This window comes from Pollutimonas rozaliensis (assembly GCF_048751585.1).
In the GTDB taxonomy this organism is placed as follows: domain Bacteria; phylum Pseudomonadota; class Gammaproteobacteria; order Burkholderiales; family Burkholderiaceae_B.
Window position 1 is genome coordinate 228,062 of sequence record NZ_JAZHOB010000010.1, and the last position, 18,448, is coordinate 246,509.

At 61.2% G+C, this 18,448-nt stretch carries 17 protein-coding genes; all 17 read left to right on the top strand.

What is annotated here, in order from left to right:
* Positions 1-18: 18 nt before the first annotated feature.
* The 17 genes from rlmN (at position 19) to dnaG (ending at position 18,400) form a co-directional block, all read left to right on the top strand.
* A complete protein-coding gene (gene rlmN, locus V0R37_RS19270; protein ID WP_420376089.1) occupies positions 19-1,176 on the top strand; it encodes a dual-specificity RNA methyltransferase RlmN in 1,158 nt (385 codons plus the stop codon).
* Entirely contained in the window at positions 1,173-1,667 is a 495-nt protein-coding gene (locus V0R37_RS19275) for a helix-turn-helix domain-containing protein (RefSeq protein WP_420376090.1), read from the top strand. The genes rlmN and V0R37_RS19275 overlap by 4 nt, the downstream gene beginning before the upstream one ends.
* Complete coding sequence (gene ispG / locus V0R37_RS19280; RefSeq protein ID WP_420376129.1) at positions 1,664-2,998, top strand: flavodoxin-dependent (E)-4-hydroxy-3-methylbut-2-enyl-diphosphate synthase; 1,335 nt, start codon at positions 1,664-1,666, stop codon at positions 2,996-2,998. Before V0R37_RS19275 ends, ispG begins: the two co-directional genes overlap by 4 nt.
* On the top strand, positions 2,995-4,284 hold the full coding sequence (gene hisS, locus V0R37_RS19285) for a histidine--tRNA ligase (protein WP_420376091.1): 1,290 nt from the start codon (positions 2,995-2,997) through the stop codon (positions 4,282-4,284). Before ispG ends, hisS begins: the two co-directional genes overlap by 4 nt.
* 3 nt (positions 4,285-4,287) lie before the next feature.
* Positions 4,288-4,923 (top strand): YfgM family protein, encoded by a 636-nt coding sequence (locus V0R37_RS19290; protein ID WP_420376092.1) that lies wholly within the window; start codon positions 4,288-4,290, stop codon positions 4,921-4,923.
* A gap of 3 nt (positions 4,924-4,926) precedes the next feature.
* Entirely contained in the window at positions 4,927-6,084 is a 1,158-nt protein-coding gene (gene bamB, locus V0R37_RS19295; RefSeq protein ID WP_420376093.1) for an outer membrane protein assembly factor BamB, read from the top strand.
* Positions 6,085-6,089: 5 nt separating this feature from the next.
* A complete protein-coding gene (gene der, locus V0R37_RS19300; RefSeq protein ID WP_420376130.1) occupies positions 6,090-7,499 on the top strand; it encodes a ribosome biogenesis GTPase Der in 1,410 nt (469 codons plus the stop codon).
* The gene (gene hisC, locus V0R37_RS19305; RefSeq protein WP_420376094.1) at positions 7,496-8,578 is read left to right on the top strand and encodes a histidinol-phosphate transaminase; all 1,083 of its coding nucleotides are present in this window, start codon (positions 7,496-7,498) and stop codon (positions 8,576-8,578) included. The genes der and hisC overlap by 4 nt, the downstream gene beginning before the upstream one ends.
* Positions 8,579-8,695: 117 nt before the next feature.
* A complete protein-coding gene (gene hfq / locus V0R37_RS19310; RefSeq protein ID WP_264129179.1) occupies positions 8,696-8,932 on the top strand; it encodes an RNA chaperone Hfq in 237 nt (78 codons plus the stop codon).
* Between the two features lie 75 nt (positions 8,933-9,007).
* Positions 9,008-10,105 (top strand): GTPase HflX, encoded by a 1,098-nt coding sequence (hflX, locus tag V0R37_RS19315; RefSeq protein ID WP_420376095.1) that lies wholly within the window; start codon positions 9,008-9,010, stop codon positions 10,103-10,105.
* Positions 10,080-11,390: an FtsH protease activity modulator HflK gene (gene hflK, locus V0R37_RS19320; protein WP_420376096.1), complete on the top strand. Its 1,311-nt coding sequence runs from the start codon at positions 10,080-10,082 to the stop codon at positions 11,388-11,390. The genes hflX and hflK overlap by 26 nt, the downstream gene beginning before the upstream one ends.
* Positions 11,391-11,399: 9 nt before the next feature.
* A complete protein-coding gene (gene hflC, locus V0R37_RS19325) occupies positions 11,400-12,287 on the top strand; it encodes a protease modulator HflC (RefSeq protein WP_420376131.1) in 888 nt (295 codons plus the stop codon).
* A gap of 557 nt (positions 12,288-12,844) precedes the next feature.
* On the top strand, positions 12,845-14,008 hold the full coding sequence (locus tag V0R37_RS19330; RefSeq protein ID WP_420376097.1) for an ATP phosphoribosyltransferase regulatory subunit: 1,164 nt from the start codon (positions 12,845-12,847) through the stop codon (positions 14,006-14,008).
* Between the two features lie 87 nt (positions 14,009-14,095).
* On the top strand, positions 14,096-15,391 hold the full coding sequence (locus V0R37_RS19335; RefSeq protein WP_420376098.1) for an adenylosuccinate synthase: 1,296 nt from the start codon (positions 14,096-14,098) through the stop codon (positions 15,389-15,391).
* 186 nt (positions 15,392-15,577) lie between these two features.
* Positions 15,578-16,120 carry a phosphoribosyltransferase gene (locus V0R37_RS19340; RefSeq protein WP_420376099.1) on the top strand — a complete coding sequence of 181 codons (543 nt, stop codon included), beginning with the start codon at positions 15,578-15,580 and terminating at the stop codon, positions 16,118-16,120.
* A 117-nt stretch (positions 16,121-16,237) separates the two neighbouring features.
* Complete coding sequence (rpsU, locus tag V0R37_RS19345; protein WP_013742464.1) at positions 16,238-16,450, top strand: 30S ribosomal protein S21; 213 nt, start codon at positions 16,238-16,240, stop codon at positions 16,448-16,450.
* A complete protein-coding gene (gene dnaG / locus V0R37_RS19350; protein WP_420376100.1) occupies positions 16,451-18,400 on the top strand; it encodes a DNA primase in 1,950 nt (649 codons plus the stop codon). It abuts the gene before it with no gap.
* The last annotated feature ends 48 nt before the right edge of the window (positions 18,401-18,448 follow it).

Here is an 18,448-nt window from a genome sequence, read left to right on the forward strand (position 1 = left end):
ATTCATCGCGCCAACGACATGAACTCCAACGAATCCATCAATCTTCTCGGCCTGGATACCGCCGCCCTTACCGACCTGGTCGGGCGGTGGGGCGGCAAGCCATTCCGGGCCAAGCAGCTGCAGCGCTGGTTGCACCAGCGCGGCGCGGATTCGTTCGACGAAATGACCGATCTGGCGCGAGAATTTCGCCAGCAATTGACAGAGCACTGTTCGATTCATGCGCCCGACGTGTCAATCGAACAGCGTTCCGCCGACGGCACCCGCAAGTGGCTGTTCGACGTGGGCAAGAACAACGCCGTGGAAACGGTCTTCATACCCGAAGACGATCGCGGCACCTTGTGCATTTCCAGCCAGGCCGGCTGTACGGTGGCGTGCCCGTTTTGCTCCACCGGCTACCAGGGCTTCAATCGCAACCTGACGACGGCCGAGATCATCGGACAGCTCTGGTATGCCAAGCGGGCATTGCAGGCCGACCTGAAAAGCGCCCGCATCGGCGACGATGCCGCCGCCGCGCCCGAGCCCACGCGCGTCATCAGCAATGTGGTCATGATGGGCATGGGCGAGCCCCTGCTCAATTACGATCAGGTGCTGGGCGCATTGCGCCTCATGCTCGATGACAATGCCTACGGCCTGTCGCGCCGGCGGGTCACAGTATCGACCTCGGGCGTCGTACCCATGATGGACCGCCTGGGCCGCGATTGCCCGGTAGCCCTGGCCGTATCCCTGCATGCGCCCAACGACGCCCTGCGCGACAAACTCGTGCCGCTTAATCGCAAGCACCCCCTGGCCGAGCTTCTGGCAGCCTGCAATCGCTACCTGGAGCATGCTCCGCGCGATTTCATTACTTTCGAATACATTATGCTGGACGGCGTCAACGATACCGACCAGCATGCCCGCGAATTGATTACTATTGCCGATCAGGTGCGTTGCAAGTTCAATTTGATTCCCTTTAATCCGTTTCCGCAGTCTGGCCTGAAGCGCTCGCCGGCATCCCGTGTCCGCCTGTTCGCACAGCGCCTCATGGACGCGGGCGTGGTCACAACAGTACGTAAAACGCGCGGCGACGACATCGCCGCGGCTTGCGGGCAATTGGCGGGCGATGTAAAAGACCGCACGCGCATCAACGAGCGTTTGCCCGATCGCGCGGTCATCGCCATCAAACAGGAGCGTGGATGAATCAACCATTATTGAAAGAGACTCGGTTCGAAGCCGAAGCCCAGGCAGAGCCCACCGGAGTCGGTGCCACACTGCGCAGCCTGCGCGAGGCCAAGCGGCTTACGCCCGCCGAAGTCTCCGCCAGGCTCAAGTTTTCCAGCAGGCAGCTCGAGGCCCTGGAAACCGAGCAATGGGACCGCCTGCCTTCGGGCATGTCCCTGCGTGGTTTCGTCAAGAACTATGCCCGTTACGTTGAAGCCGACGTCGATGCGGTGCTGGTCATGCTCGATAACCAGGTCGGGCCGACGTCCGCCCGTCCCATCGCGGTAAATAACACCAACTCGCTGGGTCCGGCCGATCTGCCCATACAGGGCGAACCCGTGCATCGGCCCTGGGGCTGGCTGATCATCATCCTGATTCTTTTGTTCGTTGCCGGTTTCTATGCCATCGAGCGCGGCTGGGTGCCCGATTCATGGCTGGTGTTCGACTGGCTCAAATCACTGAAAAAATGATCCACAATCCAGACCGAAATCCGGTCGGCAACCCCTTGCCCGTCGGCGCCGCCATGCGGCGGCCCACGCGGCCGGCCATTGTGCGCTGGGGCGACCGCGCGGTACAGGTGGGCGGCGACGCTCCGGTGGTCGTGCAGTCCATGACCAATACCGACACGGCCGATGCCATTGCAACGGCCCTGCAGGTCAAGGAACTGGCCCTGGCCGGCTCCGAGCTTGTGCGTATCACCGTCAATACCCCCGAGGCCGCCCGGGAAGTTCCCGCCATCCGCGAACAGCTGGATCGCATGAACATCGCGGTTCCCCTGGTGGGCGATTTCCATTACAACGGCCACAAGCTGCTGGCGCAGTTTCCCGAATGCGCCCAGGCCCTGTCCAAGTACCGGATCAATCCGGGCAATATGGGCGGCGGCAAAAAGCGCGACGACAACTTCGCCCAGATGATAGAAGTCGCCTGCCGCTACGAAAAGCCGGTGCGCATAGGCGTGAACTGGGGCAGTCTGGACCATGAGCTCATGGCGCGCATGATGGACGAAAACAGCCGGCGGGCCCAGCCCTGGACCGCGCAGGCGGTCATGCGCGATGCGCTGGTCGTCTCGGCCATCACCAATGCTCGGCGTGCCGAAGAACTGGGCCTGTCGCCCAACGCCATCGTGCTGTCCTGCAAAGTCAGCCATGTCCAGGACCTGATCACCGTCTATCAGGACTTGTCCTCGCGTTGCGATTATCCCCTGCACCTGGGGCTGACTGAAGCGGGCATGGGCAGCAAGGGCATCGTGGCCTCGACGGCGGCCTTGTCCGTGCTGCTGCAGCAGGGCATAGGCGACACCATACGTATTTCCCTCACTCCCGAGCCCGGCGGCGACCGGCGGCGCGAGGTCGTCGTGGCTCAGGAAATCCTGCAGACCATGGGCTTGCGCGCCTTCACCCCCATGGTGGTGGCCTGCCCGGGCTGCGGACGCACCAGCAGCACGGTGTTCCAGGAATTGGCCGACAGCATACAAAGCTATTTGCGCGAACAGATGCCGGTCTGGAAGACGCGCTATCCCGGCGTAGAAACCATGAATGTCGCGGTCATGGGCTGCGTGGTCAACGGTCCGGGCGAAAGCCGCCATGCCGATATCGGCATCAGCCTGCCGGGCACCGGCGAAATTCCCTCCGCGCCGGTCTATATTGACGGCGAGCGCAGCGTTACCCTGAAGGGCGACAGCATTGCGCAAGAATTCAAGACCATAGTCGAGCACTATGTCGAACGCCGCTACGGCAACGGCACAGGGCAAGACCTTCAAGCGCGCGGCCCGGCCGCGCAAGAAAAACAAGATCATCCATGACGCAGTCGTTTCAGAAAGTCCATGCCCTGACCGGCATGAAAGATGTATTACCCGATAGCAGCGCCCAATGGGAAAGCCTGGAGGCTGTCGTGCGCGAGTGGCTGGCCGCCTACGGTTACCGAAATATGCGTACGCCCGTGCTGGAGCACACCCGGCTGTTCACGCGAGGCATAGGCGAAGTCACCGACATCGTCGAGAAGGAAATGTATTCTTTCACCGATGCCCTGAACAACGAGCACCTGACCATGCGCCCCGAATTCACGGCCGGCATGGTGCGCGCCACGATCGAGCATAATATCCTCTACGATCGTCCGCAGCGTGTTTACGCGATGGGTCCGGTGTTCCGCCATGAGAAGCCGCAGCGCGGACGCTACCGCCAGTTTCACCAGATCGACGTCGAGGCGCTGGGCTTCGCGGGCCCGGACATCGACGCCGAACTCATCGTCATGCTGGGGCGGCTGTGGAAGCGGCTCGGCCTGTCCGACATACGGCTGGAACTCAATTCGCTGGGCCAGGCCGATGAGCGCGCCGCGCATCGCCAGGCGCTCATCCAGTATCTGGAGCAGCACAAGGACGTGCTGGATGAAGAAGCCCGGCGCCGCATGTACACCAACCCCTTGCGTGTCCTGGATACCAAGAATCCGGCCATGCAGGACATGGCCGACCAGGCGCCGCGCCTGTTCGATTTTCTGGGCGAGGCATCGCTGGCCCACTTCCAGGGCGTATGCGAGCGCCTTCAGGACGCGGGAATCGAGTACCGATTGAATCCGCGCCTGGTGCGCGGCCTGGACTATTACAATCTGACGGTTTTCGAATGGGTCACCGATCGGCTGGGCGCCCAAGGCACGGTTTGCGGCGGCGGCCGCTACGATGGCCTTATCGAATTGCTGGGCGGCAAGCCGGCGCCGGCTGTGGGCTTTGCCATCGGTGTCGAGCGGCTCCTGGACTTGTGGTCGCAAGGCGCCGAACAACCCGCGGCACCGGAATGCCAGGTGTACATGATCCATCAGGGCGGACAAGCCCAGCGGCTGGCCTCGACCCTGGCCGAATCCCTGCGCGATGCCGGCTTGCGCGTCATCGTCCATGCAGGATCGTCGGGATTCAAGTCGCAATTCAAGCGCGCCGATGCCAGCGGGGCGCTGGTTGCGGTTATTCTTGGGGATGATGAACTGGCGTCGCAAGCCGCCAGCGTCAAATGGCTGCGCGGGCAGGCCGCCAGCGATCAACCCCAGCAGGAAACGATCCCCTTGGATCGCTTGGTTACAGAGTTGAAATTAAAGGTTTAAAGCATGGCATACGATTTAGAAGAACAGGAAAAACTGGACGCGCTGCGTGCTTGGTGGGATCGATACGGCACCTTGTGCGCCGTTTTGGTTTTCGTCGTGGTGGCGGCCATTGTGGGCTGGCGCGGCTGGCAGTGGTATCAAGGACACCAGGCCAGCCAGGCCATGGGTTATTTCGAGGCGCTGGAAGGCGCCGCCGGGCAACAAGGCGACGATGCGGTCGCCCGCATCAAGGCGGCCAGTCATACCCTGCGCAGCGATTTCTCCAAATCGGGCTATACCTCGCGCGGCGTGCTGGTTGCCGCCCAAGCGCTGGAGTCCCGCAACGACCTGGACGGCGCCCGTGAGCAACTCGAATGGCTGGTCAAGAACAGCTCCGATGCCGCGTTGGTTCCGCTGGCCAGGTTAAGGCTGGCCGGCGTGCTGCTGGAACAGAAACAGTACGACCAGGCTCTGGCGCAATTGAATGACGCTCCGGCGGCCTTCGCGGGCTTGTATGCCGACCGCCGCGGCGACATATTGCTGGCGCAGGGCAAGGCTGCGGAAGCCCGCGGCGCCTGGGAAAGCGCTCTTAAAGAATTGGGCGCCGACCCCGTGGCGCAAATTGTTCAACTCAAGATCGATGCCTTAGCTGGAGCCTGATTCATGCAAATTGCCGTCTCTCGTCGTGTTTTGCGCAGCACCGTGCTGGCATTGGGCATCGCTGTCCTGGCCGGATGTTCCATGTTTTCAAACAAGAATCCACGCTATGACCCGCTGCCCTTGACCGAGTACGCGGCGGGAGTCTCGGCCAGCATCGCATGGTCGGTGTCCATAGGCGGCGACGGCGGCTATGGCTTCGTGCCCGTCGTGGTGGGCGATTCCGTCTACGCCGCCACGCCCAATGGCCGGGTCAGCAAGCTGGACCTGGCCTCGGGCCGGGTGCAGTGGCAAGGCAGCGCCGATACCGATCTTTCAGCCGGCGTCGGCAGCGACGGCCAGATCACGGCGGTGGCCGCGCCCGACGGCACCGTTATCGCCTTCAATGAGCAGGGCGCCGAAGCATGGCGCGCCAAGGCGACCAGCGCGGTCAACATCCCGCCCGCGGTGGGATCCGGCGTGGTTGCGGTGCGCAGCAGCGACTACCGCATCCAGGCCTTCGACGCGGCGACGGGCGATTTGCTCTGGAATATCCAGAGGCCCGGCCCGGCATTGGCCCTGAAGACCAATATGCAAATGCTGATCGTCGACGGCCTGCTTATTTCCGGCCTGCCGAACGGCAAATTGATGGCCATCGATGCCCGCAGCGGCAACGTTCAGTGGGAAGGCACGGTTTCCGTGTCCCAGGGAGCCACCGACCTGGAGCGCATCAGCGATGTCGTGGGCACGCCCCAGATCCAGGGTCCGCTGCTGTGCGGTGTCACATACCAGGGACGCATGGTATGTTTCGATGTATCGCAGGGCGGCCGTCCCATCTGGGAACAGCGCTTCTCCAGCAAGACGGGCATGGCCACCGATACGCAACATGCCTATGCCGCCGATCAGCGCGACACGGTGCATGCCTATAGCCTGAACGATGGCCACGCAGTCTGGAAGCAAGAGGCCCTGGGCAATCGCCGGCTTACCTCGCCGGCCGTCGTGCCGCAAGCCGTTGCGCTGGGCGACTTCGAAGGTTATGTACATTTTCTATCGCGTTCCGATGGGCACCTGCTGGGCCGGGTGCAAGTCGGCGGCGGTCCTCTCGTCTCGCCGCTGGTCGCCACGCGCCACGGCGTGTTGGTGCAAACGAGCAGCGGGAACCTGGTTTTGGTTGGTGTGAATTGAACAGTATTGTCTTTAAGCCGGTGGTTGCGCTCGTGGGGCGCGCCAACGTGGGCAAGTCCACGTTGTTTAACCGGATTACCCGCTCGCGCGCCGCTTTGGTGGCCGATTTTTCGGGCCTGACCCGGGATCGCCACTACGGCGAGGGCAGGGTCGGCGACCGTCCCTTCCTGGCCGTGGATACGGGCGGGTTCGAGCCGGTGGCCAAGGAAGGCATCCTGTTGGAAATGGCTCGCCAGACTCAGCAGGCCATTGCCGAATCCGATGTCGTGATCTTCCTGGTGGATGCGCGCGCCGGCGTGAATGCGCACGATCACGAAATCGCGCGCCTGCTGCGCAAGACCGGCCAGCGCGTGCTGCTGGCGGTGAACAAGGCTGAAGGCATGCGCTACGGCTCTGCCACCGCCGAATTCCATGAGTTGGGCCTGGGCGAGCCCCATCCGATTTCCGCCTCGCACGGCGACGGCGTGGTCGACCTCATCGAAGAAGCCCTGTCGTATCTAGACCAAGAGGGCGCGGATACATCCGATGGCGAACTGGCGCACGATGCGGCGGCCGACGCGCAAGCCGAAGACGCCGATGATGGCGCCGCCGAGGAATCCGTCGTCCATCGCATCAAACTTGCCATCGTGGGCCGGCCCAACGTGGGCAAGTCCACCTTGATCAATACGCTGTTGGGCGAAGAGCGCGTCATTGCCTTCGACATGCCCGGCACCACCCGCGATGCCATAGAAATCGATTTCGAGCGCGGGGGCGTTCCCTACACGCTGATCGATACCGCCGGCCTGCGCCGGCGCGGCAAGGTCTTCGAAGCGGTCGAGAAATTCTCCGTCATCAAGACATTGCAGGCCATCGAAGCCTGCAATGTGGTCTTGCTGATGCTGGATGCCCAGACCGAGATATCCGACCAGGACGCGCATATCGCGGGCTTCGTGCTGGAAACGGGCAGGGCGCTGGTGGTGGCCATCAATAAGTGGGACGGCCTGGACGGCGAGCGGCGCGACCGCGTTCTGCGCGACTTCGAACGCAAGATGCGTTTTCTGTCCTTCGCCAAGATGCATACGGTCTCGGCCTTGAACGGGCAGGGCGTGAACGCCCTGATCAAGTCGGTGAATGCGGCGCATGCCGCCGCCTTTGCCAAGCTTTCGACGCCCCGGCTTACCCGCGAGCTGCATGCGGCGGTCGAGCAGCAGCAGCCGCCCCGCAAAGGGATTTTCCGCCCCAAGATGCGCTATGCGCACCAAGGGGGACAGAACCCTCCGCTTATCGTCATCCACGGCAATGCGCTGGACGCCATTCCGGATTCGTACAGGCGTTACCTGGAAACCCGGTTCCGCACCGCCTTCAAGCTGGATGGCACGCCGTTGCGCATCGAGTTCAAGTCTTCCCATAATCCTTACCTGCAGGGGGCGCAGTGAGCCGTTACTGGAGCGATCACCTGGCGGATCTGGCGCCTTACGTTGCCGGCGAACAGCCTAAAGTCGCCAATCTGCTGAAACTGAATACCAACGAGCATCCCTACGGCCCATCGCCCAGCGTACTGGAAGCGATCAAGGGTGCCGCCACGGATCGCCTGAGGCTGTATCCCGACAACGAATGCACGGCCCTGCGCGAGGCGATCGCCGCGCTGCACGGCCTGCAGGCCGATCAGGTCTTCGCCGGCAATGGTTCCGATGAAGTCCTGGCGCATATATTCAACGCGCTGTTCAGGCGCGCCGGCCGGCCCTTGCTCATGCCGGATATCTCTTACAGCTTCTATCGCACGTATTGCAAGCTGTACAAGATAGAACCGGATATCGTGCCCCTGGCCGCCGATTACTCGATCCGCGTCGCGGATTACACCGCCAGGCACGCCGTCGCGCCGGCCGGCATCATATTCGCCAATCCGAATGCTCCAACGGGCATGGCGCTGTCTCTGGACGATATAAGCGCCATTGCCGGCGCCAATCCCGACATCCCGGTGGTGGTGGACGAGGCCTATGTCGATTTCGGCGCGGATTCGGCGGTGGCGCTGCTGGGCCGGCACGACAACATCGTGGTTGTGCATACCTTGTCCAAGTCGCGGTCCCTGGCGGGGCTGCGCGTGGGCTTTGCCATGGCCAGCGCCGAAATCGTCGATGGACTGAATCGGGTGAAGGACAGCTTCAACTCCTATCCGCTCGATAGCCTGGCGCAGGCAGGCGCCGTGGCGGCCTTGCGGGATACGGCCCACTTCGATCGGACGCGCCGCGCCGTCATGGATACGCGCGACGGATTGGCGCAACAATTGGCTACGCTTGGATTCCAAGTTTTACCAAGCCAGGCCAATTTTGTCTTTGCGCGTCATCCCCAATTCGACGGCGCGGCGCTAAGCCATGCCCTGCGGGCGCAAGGCATACTGGTCCGCCATTTCAAGCTGCCGCGCATCGATCAATTTCTGCGCATAAGCGTGGGAACTCCCGACGATTGCGCGCGTCTATGTAATACCTTGGCCGAAATCTTAACGAAAACACATTAAAATTAAAGCCATACTACGTATCATCGCCGTTACGCCATGCGAGTTTAGGGAAAACCCTGTAAAGTATGCGTTTCGCCGAAAATTATTTTAAATAACAACACAATTGGAGCCTAGCCAATGAGCAATAAAGGGCAAACACTACAAGATCCATTTCTAAACGCTCTGCGCAAGGATCACGTGCCCGTATCGATTTACCTGGTCAACGGAATCAAGCTGCAAGGGCAGGTTGAATCTTTCGATCAATATGTCGTTCTGTTACGCAATACCGTTACGCAAATGGTGTACAAGCACGCTATTTCCACCGTCGTTCCCGCCCGCCCCGTGGCATTTCAAGTGGATGAGCCTTCTGAATAATTCCCTCCCGACCGCCTTGGCCGGGACGCCCGCCGAGCGCTTCGCGCCGGCGGGTATTTCATTTGGGCTCCCGGCATGAAAGTCCTTATCATCAGCGTCGATCTGGGCGAGCCCGATTACCAGGCGCATGCGGAAGAATTCGTCATGCTCGCCAAGGGGGCGGGCGCCGACATCGTGGCAACCGTCGTGGCGCGCAGGGCGCGTCCCGATGCGGCGCACTTCATCGGATCAGGCAAGCTCGAAGAGGCGATATTGGTGGCCGACGATGCCGGGGCTGAAATCGTGCTGTTCGATCAGCCCCTGACGCCGGCCCAGCAGCGCAACCTGGAACGCGGCTTCAATCGCCGGGTGGTGGATCGTGTTGCATTGATCCTGGACATCTTCGCGCTGCGCGCAAAAAGCCACGAAGGCAAGCTCCAGGTCGAGCTGGCCCAACTGCAGCATCTTTCGACACGCCTGACGCGCATGTGGTCCCACCTTGAGCGCCAGCGTGGCGGCATCGGCATGCGCGGGCCCGGCGAGGCCCAGTTGGAAATGGACCGTCGCATGATAGGCGACAAGGTGCGCCTGCTGCGCGAACGGCTGGCTCGCGTGCAGCGCCAGCGCACCACCCAGCGCCGCTCGCGCTCGCGCGGCAGCATCCTGTCGGTATCGCTGGTGGGATACACCAACGCCGGCAAATCGACCTTGTTCAATGCCTTGACCCGGGCCGGCGCCTATGCGGCCGACCAGTTGTTCGCCACGCTCGACACAACCACACGGCGTGTGTGGATAGAAGGGGCGGGGCAGGTGGTCGTGTCGGATACTGTCGGCTTCATCCGCGATCTGCCTCCCACGCTTATCGCGGCTTTCCGTGCCACGCTCGAGGAAACGGTACAGGCCGACTTGCTGCTTCATGTGGTGGATGCGTCCAGTCCCCAGCGCGATGAACAGATCGCGGAAGTCAACAAAGTTCTGACCGATATCGGGGCCGATGAAATCCCGCGGATATTGGTGTACAACAAAATCGATTCTGCCGGTTACGCGCCACGGGTGGAGCGTAACGAACATGGTACGATTGCACGAGTTTTTGTCAGCGCCTTGGGGCGCCTGGGTTTAGATGGTTTGCGTGGGGCAATTGTCGAATCTGGTCAAATCGCGGGACATAATGCGTTTAATATCGAAAATGTTTAATTTGAATGACCCAGGTTGGGGGCGTGGCAACAATAACGGCTCCGAACCGCCTCGTCGGCCCAACAAGGGCGACGGCCCGCCGGACCTGGATGAGGTCTGGCGCGATTTCAACAACCGCCTCGGCTCCCTGTTCGGGCGCAAGCCCAAACGCAGCCCGTTCGGCGGCGGCGACAACGGCCCGGGAAATGGCGGCGGCGCCGCGCAGTTTCCCAAGGGCTCGCCCAAGATGGTGGCGGTGATCATTGTCATCCTGATCGGCTTGTGGCTGGCCAGCGGCTTTGTCATCGTCCAGGAAGGGCAGGTTGCCGTGGTGACCAAGTTCGGCAAGTACACCAAGACCTTGCCGCCCGGCCTGCAATGGCGGTTGCCGTATCCCATCGAAAGCCACCAAACGGTCAATATTTCGCAATTGCGCACCTTTGAAGTGGGCTTTCGCGGCACGGCGCGCAACAAGGTTCTGCCTGAATCGCTCATGCTGACGACCGACGAGAACATCGTCGACCTGCAATTCGTGGTGCAGTACCGGTTGATTTCCACCGGCGCGCCCGATTACCTGTTCAAGACCAGCCAGCCCGACGAGTCGGTGCGCCAGGCATCCGAAACCGCCATGCGCGAAATCGTCGGCAAGAAGCCCATGGATTTCGTCCTGTATTCCGGTCGTACCGAAGTGGCCACCGAAGTGCAGAAGCTTGCGCAAAGCATACTGGACCGTTACGAAACCGGCATCCAGATCAGCACGGTCGCCATTCAGAACGTCCAGCCGCCCGAACAAGTCCAAGCGGCCTTCGACGATGCCGTCAAGGCTGGCCAGGATCGAGAGCGCCAGATCAACGAAGGCAATGCCTATTCGAACAAGGTCTTGCCCGAGGCGCAGGGCCAGGTGGCCCGCATGCTGCAGGAAGCCGAAGGCTATCGGGCCAAGGTGATAGGCGACGCTCAGGGCGATACGTCGCGCTTTGCCAGCGTGGAAGCCCAGTACGCGAAGGCTCCCGACATCACCCGCGAACGCATGTATTTGTCGACCATGCAGCAAATTCTGGAGAACACCAGCAAGATCATGGTTGATTCGCAAGCCAGCAATAATATGTTGTACCTGCCCCTGGACAAGATCATGCGCCAGGCCGCCGGCGATCGCGCCACCTTCAGCGGTTCGGTAGAAAGCACGTCCTCGGCAGCGGCCGGCACGACGTTGCCGAACAAGTCGACCGCACCCGCACGCAGCCGCACGCCGGACGCGAACGGGTCCGCGACGAAGTCGCTGTCGGTGAATCCGTATTCTCGCTAGGAGGCCATGATGCAACGTTTTTTCCCTGCTTTAGTCGGCCTGGTCATAGTCCTGGCGGTTCTTTCTTCCTGCGTGTTCGTGGTGCGCGAGCGCGACGCCGCACTGGTGTTTGCCTTGGGCGAGGTGCGCGACACCATCACCGAACCGGGCCTGTATTTCAAGCTTCCTCCGCCGTTCGAGAACGTGGTGCGCCTTGACAAGCGCCTGCAGACCATCGAAACCAGCGATCCTGAGCGCATCCAGACCGCCGAGAAGAAGAATCTGCTTATCGATTCCTTCGTCAAGTGGCGTATTGCCGATCCGCGTCTTTTCTACGTTACCTTCGGCGCCAATGACCGTGCGGCCGTCGAGCGGCTTCAGGCTCAGATTCGCGATGCCTTGAACGCCTCCGTCAACGTGCGCACCGTCAAGGAAGTGGTGTCGAACGAACGCGACACCATCATGCGCGAAGTACTCAGCAACGTCGAAGCGCGCGCCAAGCCGCTGGGCGTCCAGGTGGTCGATGTGCGCCTGCGCCGCATCGACTTTGCGCCCGAGATCTCTGAGTCGGTATACCGCCGCATGGAAGCCGAACGCAAGCAGGAAGCTAACCGGTTGCGTGCCACCGGCGCCGCCGATAGCGAACGCATACGCGCCCAGGCCGATCGCGAGCGTCAGGAATTGCTGGCCAAGGCCTACGCCGAGGCTCAGCAGATCCGAGGCGAAGGCGACGGCAAGGCGGCGGGCATTTATGCTGAAGCCTATGGCAAGAACCCCGAGTTCTACAGCCTGTACAAGAGTCTGGAAGGGTATGCCTCGGCGTTTTCCAGTCGCGACGACGCCCTGGTCCTGAGCCCCAAGTCCGACTTCTTCAAGTACTGGAATTCGGCGTCGGGGACCAAGCCGGCCACGCCCTGAACGTCGCTTAACCGTTCATGAATCCGGCCTGGCGTAGCTTGGTCACGGTTCTTGGGTAAGCTAGCTTTTTAATCGGTCCGGTTCGCCGGGCCGATTTCTTTTTGCTTGCTTGAGTGCTGCTGTTGCTTGGGGCAATCCTCCCTCGTGTTCTTAAGCGCTGCGTCGGGCAGGCCGGGGTAGCGTGACGCCATGGACGTGATGGCGATCCGCGCGACAGCTATTTTGGGGGTAAGTGCCATAGCAAACTAGAATGCCAAGCAAGCAAACCGCCCCGTCGGCGTCAACGAGACGAAAACCGCTCACAGAAATAGGTGGAGAGAGCCGTCAACGACCCGATCGGTATCCAACGCAAACCGCAAACCTCATCGCACGCGTGAGCGCCACAAAAACCCCCGCTCTCCTATGTGAGAGACCGCCCCGGTTTCACTTATTCGCCCCTATCGTTTATACTAACGCGTAAGTTTTGTTTATCTTTACCGCAAGCGACTTGGCGGGCTTACGCCCCAGGTCGCTTTTTGTTTGGTTTTTTTTGTCAAGGTTCTTTTCAGGGCTGCATAATGTCCAACTGGTTGTTGCCGGAAAGTCTGGCCGATATCTTGCCGGCCGAAGCGCGCCGCATTGAAGAATTGCGGCGTGACTTGCTGGATCTGTATCGCGCATACGGTTTCGAACTGGTGGCGCCGCCCTTGGTCGAATATCTGGATTCCCTGTTGTCCGGCACGGGTGGCGACCTGAACCTGCGTACCTGCAAGCTTATCGACCAGCTTTCAGGCCGCACCCTGGGCGTACGCGCCGACATCACGCCGCAAGTGTCGCGCATCGACGCGCACCTGCTCAATCGCGAGGGCGTTACACGCCTGTGCTACTGCGGCACGGTGCTGCACGCGCGCCCCGCGGGCCTATTGTCCGATCGCGAGCTGCTGCAGATCGGCGCCGAAATTTTCGGCCATGCCGGCTTCGAGGCCGATATCCAGATCATCGAACTGGCGCTGGAAAGCGTCAAGCGCGCCGGACTGGTCCAGGCCCGCCTTGATCTGAACCACCCCGGCGTGCTGCGGGCCATCATCGAATCCGATCCCGCGCTTGCCGATCAAGCCAGCGCCATCTTCGATTTACTCAGCACCAAAGACATTCCGGGCCTGGCCGAGCTGGGCGCCCGCCTGCCCGACGTTCAACCCGAAAGCATACAGGCCTTGCTGAAACTGGCTTCGTTATACGGCGGAACCGAGGTCATAGCCAAGGCCCGCCGGCAATTGCCGGCCTTGCCGGGTTTGCGCACAGCGCTCGACGAACTGGAGGCGCTGGTCCGGGCTTTGCCCGAACACGATTTCAGCGTCGATCTGGCCGATATGGGCAGCGGCTACGGCTACCATTCGGGCGTGGTGTTTTCCATTTACGCCCAGGGCTGGCACGATGCGCTGGTTCGGGGCGGCCGCTACGATGGCGTCGGGCGCGCCTTTGGCCGCTCGCGGCCCGCCACCGGCTTCAGCCTGGACTTGCGCAAACTGTCCTCGGGCTTGCCGCCGGCCCCGAGGGCCACGGCCATACGCGCTCCCTGGGGCACCGATGCCGCTCTGGTCGACGCATTGCGGCAATTGCGCAACGCGGGCGAAATCGTGGTGCAGATGCTGCCCGGCCAGCCGCATCAACTGGATGAATTTACCGTTGATCGAGAACTGCTTCTGGATGGCGGGGCATGGAAGGTAAGAGCGATTCACTAGCCCGGCTGGCCGGGCTGTTATATCGTATAAGTTAAATCTACTTTGGCCTTTGCGTCTCTCGGGCCGAATCTTTTTTTGATACGTGACATGAGCAAGAATATTGTTGTGATCGGTACCCAGTGGGGTGACGAAGGCAAGGGAAAAATCGTCGACTGGCTGGCCGAATCGGCACAGGGCGTGGTTCGCTTCCAGGGCGGCCATAATGCGGGGCACACTTTGTGGATCAATGGCAAGAAGACCATTCTTCGCCTGATTCCCTCCGGCATCATGCATCCTCACGTTACCTGCTACATAGGCAACGGCGTGGTGCTCTCGCCCGAGGCCTTGCTGAAGGAAATCGGCGAGCTCGAAGAGGCCGGCCTGGACGTGCGTTCGCGCCTGCAGATTTCGCCCGCCTGCCCACTGATCCTGCCTTACCACATTGCCATCGACCAGGCTCGCGAAGCGCGCAAGGGCGAGGGCAAGATCGGCACCACGGGCCGCGGCATAGGCCCGGCCTACGAAGACAAGATAGGGCGTCGCGCCCTGCGGGTGCAAGATCTGTACGATCCCGAAATTTTCGACGAAAAGCTGGCCGAAACCCTGGACTTCCATAATTTCGTATTGACCAACTACCTGGGCGGCAAAGCCGTTTCGGCCGACGAGGTGCGCGACCAGGCCATGGCCTTGGCGCCCGCCATCAAGCCCATGGTGGCCGACGTTTCAAGCAATCTGCATATCGCCAAGAAGGCAGGCCACAAATTGCTGTTCGAAGGCGCGCAGGGCGCGCTGCTCGATATCGATCACGGCACTTATCCCTTCGTTACCAGCAGCAATTGCATTGCCGGTGCGGCGTCGGCCGGCGCGGGCGTCGGTCCGCAGACGCTGGATTATGTATTGGGTATTGCCAAGGCCTACACCACGCGTGTCGGTTCCGGTCCGTTCCCCACCGAACTGCTCGACGACACCGGCGCCCGCCTGGCGACCGTCGGTAAGGAATTCGGCTCGGTAACCGGCAGGCCTCGCCGCTGCGGCTGGTTCGACGGCGCCGCCATGAAACGCTCGGTCATGATCAACGGCATTTCAGGCTTGTGCATCACCAAACTCGACGTCCTGGACGGGGTCGAGCAGATCAAGATCGGCGTGGGCTATCGCTACAAGGGCGAATTCCTGGATGTCCTGCCCTACGGCGCGCATGCCGCCGCCGAAGCAGAGCCCGTGCTGGAAGAAATGGCCGGCTGGACCGAGTCCACCGTGGGCATTACCGAGTACGACAAGCTGCCCGTGAATGCGCGCCGCTACCTGGAACGCATTTCCGAGGTCTGCGATGTGGCCATCGACATGGTGTCCACCGGCCCGGACCGCATGGAAACCATCGTGTTAAGGCACCCCTTCAACGGATAACCGCCATTGCGGATATGCCTGCACGCGCCGCAGCCCATAGCCGGGTTGCGGCTTTTTTGCAGCGGCGGCGCCGCGCGTGCGGGCTGAATGGGGCGCTGGGGCCGGCAAACGCTTTGCCCGAGCGGGAATAGGGGTTTATTATTACGCTCCTTGCAAATAAACCCGGAATAGGGAATTTACCGTCTTATGAATCTGCCGCCGAACACGGATCGCGACCTTTGGGTCAGTTGGGATCAATACCATGCCCTCATCGAGCGATTGGCCTTGAATGTCCATGAGTCCGGATGGCAGTTCGACAAGATCGTGTGCCTGGCCCGGGGCGGAGTGCGCGTGGGCGACATACTGTCCCGCATTTACGATATGCCCCTGGGCATATTGGCCACCAGCAGCTATCGCGAGGCCGCGGGCACGCAGCAGGGACAGCTCGATATCGCCCAGTTCATCACCATTACCCGTGGAACCCTGGACGGCAAGGTGTTGCTGGTTGACGACATGGTCGATACCGGCATGACCTTCAATCGTGTCCGCGACCATCTGCAATCGCAGTTCCCCGCCATTACCGAACTGCGGACCGCCGTACTGTGGTGGAAGGGGCATTCGCAGGCGTCGCCCGATTATTTTGTTGAAAAACTGCCGACCAACCCCTGGATACATCAGCCTTTCGAGGACTACGACAGCATACGTCCCCATCAATTGGAAGCCTGGGTGCGCAAGGGCGTTCGCAGTTGAAGCCGCTTCCGGCGGCCTGCAAGGGTGGCGGACAGCCGTAAAAGCTGTTTTCATGCTAGAATCACAGGTTGTCGTTTGTCCACTAACTAATTTTTAACCTTCAAGGCTTAAGATTACATGCCTATCGTTCGTCTGAAAGAAAACGAGCCCTTTGAAGCCGCTCTTCGCCGCTTCAAGCGCACCATCGAAAAAATCGGCCTTTTGACCGAGCTGCGCTCGCGCGAATTTTACGAAAAGCCCACGGCAGAACGTAAACGCAAGCATGCCGCCGCCGTCAAGCGCCACTACAAACGCATCCGCAGCCAACAACTGCCTCCGCGTCTGTATTGATTGATACCTGAATCATTTGTTCAGGAACTTCTCGCCCGAGTTGATGTTGTCGATGTCGTCGGGCGATACGTACAGTTGCGCAAGGGCGGGGCCAATTTACTTGGCCTGTGCCCCTTCCACAACGAAAAAAGCCCCTCGTTCACGGTAAGCCCGACCAAGCAGTTCTATCACTGTTTTGGTTGTGGAGCCCATGGCAGCGCCATATCTTTCCTGATCGAGCATACCGGGGCCAGTTTTCCCGAAGCAGTCCGCTCACTGGCGTCCAGCGCCGGCATGACCGTGCCCGAGGAATCGCGCAGCCCCAGGCAGCGCGCCGCCGACAAGCGGCGCAAGGAAGAGGTCTCGCGCCACCAGCAGGTGCTGGACATGGCGCAGGCGCATTATCAGCGCGAGCTCAAGCAGTCGCAGGCGGCCATACGCTATCTGAAGCAGCGTGGGCTTTCCGGCGAAATCGCGGCGCGCTTCGGCCTGGGCTGGTCTGGAACCGATCGGCGCGGGCTATCCACCGTTTTTCCGCAGTATGAAGACGCCGTGCTGGTCGAATCCGGCCTGGTGATCGAGTCGGAGGACGGCCGGCGCTACGACCGTTTTCGCGAAAGAATCATGTTTCCCATACGCAACACACGTGGGAGCATTATCGGATTCGGCGGGCGCATCATCGGCAAGGGCGAGCCCAAGTACCTGAATTCGCCCGAGACCAATCTGTTTTCCAAAGGCCATGAGCTGTACGGGCTTTGGGAGGGGCGAGCCGGCATCCGCAGCGAAGGCTACGTATTGGTTGTCGAGGGCTATATGGACGTGGTGGGCCTGGCCCAGCACGGCCTGGCCAATGCCGTGGCAACGCTCGGCACCTCGACCACGCCTTTTCATATCCAGAAGCTGCTGCGCGCCAGCAGCAAGATCGTGTTCAGCTTCGACGGCGACAAAGCGGGCAGGAAGGCGGCCTGGCGCGCGCTGAACACCTGCCTGCCGCTGGTGCGCGACGATGTATCGATGCGCTTCCTGTTCCTTCCGTCCGAACATGATCCCGATTCCTACATCAAGGAATACGGCGCGGAGGCATTCAAGGCGACGGTATCCGAAGCTGTGCCCCTGTCGCGCTTCATGCTTGACGAACTGGCTTCTCGCCATGCCATGCACGAAGCGGAAGGGCGTGCCGCTTGCGTACACGAGGCCAAGCCGTTGCTGGCTTTGCTTCCCGAAAGCACCTTGCGGGTCCAGATCGAGCGAGAGTTCGCCAAGCTGGTTCAGCTCACGCCCGAAGAGCTCGCCCAGATGATCCAGGACTTGCCGGCCGCGCCGGTGCCTTCGGAGGCCTCCGAGCCTGCTCGCGGGGATCACAGCTCTCATTTCGGCGGGGAAGAGCCTCCGGGCTTCATGGATGGCCCGGGTTTCGATCCCGGCGAGCCTCATTTTTATCCCGGTGAATCCGACCCCATGGAGCATCCGGCGCCGGGTCGGGGTGGCGGCCGCAAGCCTGATACGGCCCGACCGGGCGCGGCCCGACGCAATCACAAAGTCCGGACGGTGACGCCTATGGCCAAGCGTCTGTTGCGTTTGTTGCTGGCGCATCCCGAACTGGTCGCCAGCCTGGGGGATCAGCAGCTTGAAATTCTGGAACACGGCCCCCATCTTGTACTTGTACGCGATTTAATCACCCTGGCCAATCTAAGCGGAGCGCGCCACGCGGGAGCCTTATTACAGGCGGCCGACCCGGGATCCGATCTCCAGGCCGTGCTGGATTCCCTGACGCCTGAATTGCTTGCCCAGGAAGATTTGCCGGATCCACAAGCCGAATGGAACGACGCTTTGCGACGCATAGAGCTCGAAGCCATTAAAGCCGAACAGTCGGCACTGGTGGAAGATGGCATGAAAGATGAATTTTCACGTAAAAGGTATCAAGAATTGACGCGGCGAATAGCACTGTTGCAAGGTGCATCTTCGCGTTAAAGTACGGTAAAATAGAGAGTTTTCGCGAAGACGCGACATGCTTGCCCC

What these genes read in the sequence shown, in the direction of transcription:
- hisS (WP_420376091.1), top strand. Translation starts at nt 2,995, where the DNA reads ATGACGCAGTCGTTTCAGAAAGTCCATGCCCTGACCGGCATGAAAGAT.
- V0R37_RS19290 (WP_420376092.1), top strand. Translation starts at nt 4,288, where the DNA reads ATGGCATACGATTTAGAAGAACAGGAAAAACTGGACGCGCTGCGTGCT.
- V0R37_RS19330 (WP_420376097.1), top strand. Translation starts at nt 12,845, where the DNA reads ATGTCCAACTGGTTGTTGCCGGAAAGTCTGGCCGATATCTTGCCGGCC.
- ispG (WP_420376129.1), top strand. Translation starts at nt 1,664, where the DNA reads ATGATCCACAATCCAGACCGAAATCCGGTCGGCAACCCCTTGCCCGTC.
- rpsU (WP_013742464.1), top strand. Translation starts at nt 16,238, where the DNA reads ATGCCTATCGTTCGTCTGAAAGAAAACGAGCCCTTTGAAGCCGCTCTT.
- hfq (WP_264129179.1), top strand. Translation starts at nt 8,696, where the DNA reads ATGAGCAATAAAGGGCAAACACTACAAGATCCATTTCTAAACGCTCTG.
- hflK (WP_420376096.1), top strand. Translation starts at nt 10,080, where the DNA reads ATGCGTTTAATATCGAAAATGTTTAATTTGAATGACCCAGGTTGGGGG.
- V0R37_RS19335 (WP_420376098.1), top strand. Translation starts at nt 14,096, where the DNA reads ATGAGCAAGAATATTGTTGTGATCGGTACCCAGTGGGGTGACGAAGGC.
- hflX (WP_420376095.1), top strand. Translation starts at nt 9,008, where the DNA reads ATGAAAGTCCTTATCATCAGCGTCGATCTGGGCGAGCCCGATTACCAG.
- rlmN (WP_420376089.1), top strand. Translation starts at nt 19, where the DNA reads ATGAACTCCAACGAATCCATCAATCTTCTCGGCCTGGATACCGCCGCC.
- V0R37_RS19340 (WP_420376099.1), top strand. Translation starts at nt 15,578, where the DNA reads ATGAATCTGCCGCCGAACACGGATCGCGACCTTTGGGTCAGTTGGGAT.
- bamB (WP_420376093.1), top strand. Translation starts at nt 4,927, where the DNA reads ATGCAAATTGCCGTCTCTCGTCGTGTTTTGCGCAGCACCGTGCTGGCA.
- hflC (WP_420376131.1), top strand. Translation starts at nt 11,400, where the DNA reads ATGCAACGTTTTTTCCCTGCTTTAGTCGGCCTGGTCATAGTCCTGGCG.
- V0R37_RS19275 (WP_420376090.1), top strand. Translation starts at nt 1,173, where the DNA reads ATGAATCAACCATTATTGAAAGAGACTCGGTTCGAAGCCGAAGCCCAG.